This window comes from Luteibacter sp., assembly GCF_051958795.1.
GTDB lineage: Bacteria > Pseudomonadota > Gammaproteobacteria > Xanthomonadales > Rhodanobacteraceae > Luteibacter.
On sequence record NZ_JBQCFT010000424.1, the window covers coordinates 1 to 2,328 of the forward strand.

General features: G+C 66.2%; 1 protein-coding gene. It reads right to left on the reverse strand.

Annotation, left to right across the window (positions count from 1 at the left end):
- Positions 1 to 78: 78 nt before the first annotated feature.
- The gene (locus ACTHLF_RS21250; protein ID WP_440330230.1) at positions 79 to 2,007 is read right to left on the reverse strand and encodes an alkaline phosphatase family protein; all 1,929 of its coding nucleotides are present in this window, start codon (positions 2,005 to 2,007) and stop codon (positions 79 to 81) included.
- Between the last annotated feature and the right edge of the window lie 321 nt (positions 2,008 to 2,328).

Genomic DNA, 2,328 nt, shown 5'->3' on the forward strand with positions numbered 1-2,328 from the left:
GGGATGGCCACAGGACCTGCGGCGGTGTCGCGAAGGATGTCGCCCACAGGGTGGGCTCCTACGACGGAGTACCGAGCTTCAAGGGCTGCGTTCGGCCGGGGCCCCGTCGAAATACGTGTAGGTTTTGCCGTTATCGGTCAATTGCTTCGTCTTCAGGGTGAAGCGGTACGTGCTGCGGCCCATGGGGCTGCCATCGACCCGGCGGACATCGAGGCCGGTGGCCGTATCAGTAGTGATGTCAGCCGGCTGCACGGCCAGGCCGTCGCCATTGCGGCCCTCGACGCCCTCGCGCAGGACGCGCCCGTCGGCCTTGCCCAGGTCGACGCCAAGCACCGCGGCCAGGGTCGGCGCGAGATCGACGTTGCCGCTGGGCAGCTCGCTACGCAGGTTTTTGCGGAAGTCCGGCCCGGTCAGCAGCAGCGTGTTGTGCACGTCCACGGGGCTGAAGCTGCCGTGCATGCCGCGCTCGTTGCTCATGCTGGTGTACACGGTGCCGCGGAAGCCCTGGATCGTGGCGTCCGGATCGAAGTCGTAGCTCGCGATGATGTCCGGTGCGCGCTTGTTGGCCAGATGCACGGTGGCGAGCGGCAGGGTGCCCGGGATCCTTCCGTAACGCGCATCCACGAAGATGGCGCCGAACATTTCGCGCGACTGCAGGAAGCGCACGGCCTTTTCGATCTCCGCGCGATCGTGCGATGGCAGGTAGAGGTACTCGCTGCCGCCGTTCGGCGCGATGACGAAGGCTTCCTTCGGCAGATCGGCCGGTACCTTGTAAGCAGGCGTCGTGTACGGTCCCGGCTTGCCACAGATGCGGCCATCGTCGTCGAAGCGCGTGGCATGAAGCGCCTTGCCGTTCGCAAGGATGCCCGACATCACGGGCGCATAGATGCAGCCAAAGCCATCGAACGCCGTGAAGCCGGCCTGGGTCATTTCATCGGCCAGGCGGATCGCGCCAGACGTGGAGAATCCCCACTCGTTATCGATGCGACCCACGCGGCCATCCGCGATCTGGCGCAACGGGAACAGGTCGCGCGGCCCGGCGACGTTGCTGTGTGCGTGGTCCGAGACGATCACGAGATCCGTATCGCTCTCCATCCCCAGCGCCTTCAGTTTCGCCTGCAGCTGGCCGAGCAGCTCATCCTGCGCGCGCAGGGCCAGGTGGAAGTTGGGCGAGCCCACGCCGTACTGGTGCTCGGTCGAATCCGGGTTGCGCAGCCAGACGAAGCTGACGTCCGGCTTCTCTACCGGGAGGATGTACTCGAGGAACGCTTTCATCAGGTAGGCGTTCGACGCGGTCGGCGGCGCGCCCGCACCATCGGAGGCATCCGAGGTGCTGCCATCCTTCAGGGTCACGAGGGGCAGCTGCGCGGTGGGCGCGCCGTTATCCGGCTCCAGGTGGAAATGCTCATCGTCATAGGCGTGCACGATGTTGGCCGGCAGCTTGAAGCCAGCCGCCGAAAGCTTGCGCGCGAACGCCAGGGGCAGCGCCACGTTCTCGTCGAGGATCGTGCCGCCCTCATGGATGTCCTGCAGGAACGCCGGGCCGGATTTGCCGACCACGGCGGTCTTCAGCCCCTTCTTCCGCGACCGTTCCAGCAGGGTCGGCGCCTGCAGCAGGTCGTGGTGGTAGTGGCCGTCGAGGGCCCGCAGCACCGCGTAATCCTCGGTGTAGACCGGCGCGGTGAAATCGCTAGGCGCGCCCTTGGCATCGAAGCCGCTGGCGCCGGGGGCCCAGAAGCGGTTGCCGAAGAAGCCGATCGTGCCTGGGAACGAGCCGGTGGCGAAGCTCGACGCGTTCACCATGGTGAAGGTGGGATAGGTCGCGTGGTTATCCGCGAAGAACGTGCCCTGCTTCACCAGCGCCGCCAGGTTCGGGGTGTCCTCCTCGCTGATCGCGTCGGGGCGCATGCCATCCCATACGAACACGATGACGCGGTGGGCAGCGCTGGCTTCGCTGGAGGCGAGGGCCAGGAACAGCAGGGCGGTGAGGCGGGTGCGCAGTGACATGGAGAGGTCCGTGCAAGGGTTCGCCATTGTTGGGGCGAAGTGTTGCAGGTTTTCGCGGTATTTGAGACTCGGTTCACCAAACGGCGGTTGCGCCGCGGATCGTAAGAAAACGTCCACACAGCAAAGCCACTCTCGTCGGCTTTCCCACCGTCGAGTCCCCTGTCGATGAAGTTCTCCCGTTCCGCCCTGTTCCTGGCGCTCGCCGCCGCCGTCGCTGTCCACGCCCATGCCGAGGACGCCCCGCCGCCGAAAACCCAGGACCTCGAGGCGGTATCGGTCATCGGCCAGGGTGAAACCCGCCAGGTGCAGCGCATCGTGCCG